Source organism: Streptomyces sp. NPDC020192 (assembly GCF_044388685.1).
Classification (GTDB): Bacteria; Actinomycetota; Actinomycetes; order Streptomycetales; family Streptomycetaceae; genus Streptomyces.
The window spans coordinates 1-1,591 of record NZ_JBIRXG010000125.1 but is presented as its reverse complement, the minus strand read 5'-3'; the positions used below and the strand labels follow the sequence as shown (position 1 = coordinate 1,591).

Here is a 1,591-nt window from a genome sequence, read left to right as displayed (position 1 = left end):
TCACGGTGACCTGGTCCGCAACAACCCCGACCAGACCATGACCATCGACCCCTGCAACCTGCAGTTCCTCTACCAGGGCAAGTCCCCCACCGCGAGCGGCCCCTACGACCAACTGCCGTGGCGGCCGGGACTCCTCACCCTGCAACGCTGACCTGCTTGATCCACGGTGACCGCGATCGGGTGCGGTGCGCCGGCACGTAGACGAGCGGTCTACGGCGCGGGCACCTCCACCTGCTGACCGATCCTCACCGCCTTGAGGAACCCCAGCCGTGCGTCGGCTGAGGTTCCTCTCTTTTGTGGACTTTCATGCCTCGCGATCGAACTCGGCTTGCCGCCGTCACCTATCAACCCGATCAACCCCTTCGCCTACTTGAGCGCTGTACCGCCCGAGTTGTGATGGGCGATCGTCTTGCGGATCAGGTTTCCGCCGTCGGACTCGATCGATGTCTGTTCCTGCTGCCCCGCACCGAACAGCAGCCCGGCGACATGGGCGTTCGCCACCTGGTCCATGTGCGCGAAGAACCAGTCCACCTTGTCGTCCTTGTAATGGTTGAGAGTGTTGTTCTGCGCCATGTTGCCCACGGGGATCTGCCACAGGACCACTGGCTTGCCCACGGACTCGGCCATCGTCTTGTAGAACCCGAGCGCGGCGGCGGCCTTCTGGTCGGTCCAGAAGTGGTCACTGCCGCCGTGGGCCGGCTGTGCGTACCAGCCTGCGTCCCGGTCCGACACATCGGTGACCAGGAAGTCGGCGTTCTGTGCCCCGAGGCTCGCGTAGTCCTTGACGCATGCCTGTGTGTTGGTCTGCCAGTCCCAGCAGGTGAGGTGGAGCCCCACAGCGGTGTTCGGCGCATATTTGCGCGCCATCGACATCAGGCAGCGGCTGAGTCCGGCGGCGCTGTTCTCCTGCGATCCGCAATCCGTCGGAGCTGCGCCCGAGACCTGCGCGGCAACCTGGTGCGGATCGCCGAGCGACCGGACGTAGCCCCAGAAGTCGGGCTCAAGGTCGATCATGTCGTGCGACGTGCCGATCTTCTGGAGGAAGAAACGGTAGTCGTTCAAGTACCGGGTGAGCAGGTCGACCCTGTTGATGGCCTGGACCTCGCCCGGGCCGTCACCCTCGCCTGCCAGATCCTCGAGGTCGCGCAGTGAGTACCAAGTCCACAGAAACTCCTGCGGGCGCGGGCTGCCCTGGCAAGTCGCCTGGGCCGCGTGGGCGTCCGACCAGGTCACGTAATTGCCAGGCGCCGTGGTGCTGCCGCCCCAGCAGCCCCACCAGCCCGACCACGCGTCCTGGCAACGCGACGCCGAATAGTAGGCCGAGGAGGGCGCGGGCCGGCTGTGCACATAGGCGTAGCGCACGTCGAACGGCGCGGCCGTCGCCGAGGCGTCGGACATCGAGCCGCCGATGAACACCGTGCTGCTCCCCATGAAACGTGTCGTCGAGCTGCTGCCACCGGCTGCAGGAGACGACGGCGACGACGGGCGCGTGCCGACACTCCCGGCCGGGACGAGTTGCCACTGCTGATCGGCGCCGCCCCGGTCGCGGTTCTGGACGACGTCGCCCCCGTCGGCCTTGGCGGCGTTGTGG

General features: G+C 66.7%; 2 protein-coding genes. One reads left to right on the top strand and one right to left on the bottom strand.

All coding sequences use genetic code 11. From position 1 onward, the window contains the following. The coding region (locus tag ACH47Z_RS47180; protein WP_399086845.1) for a non-reducing end alpha-L-arabinofuranosidase family hydrolase at positions 1 to 151 on the top strand (151 nt) is incomplete at its 5' end. A 215-nt stretch (positions 152 to 366) separates the two neighbouring features. Here the strand turns inward: ACH47Z_RS47180 and ACH47Z_RS47175 are convergent. Continuing rightward, the coding region (locus ACH47Z_RS47175; RefSeq protein ID WP_399086842.1) for a lectin at positions 367 to 1,591 on the bottom strand (1,225 nt) is incomplete at its 5' end.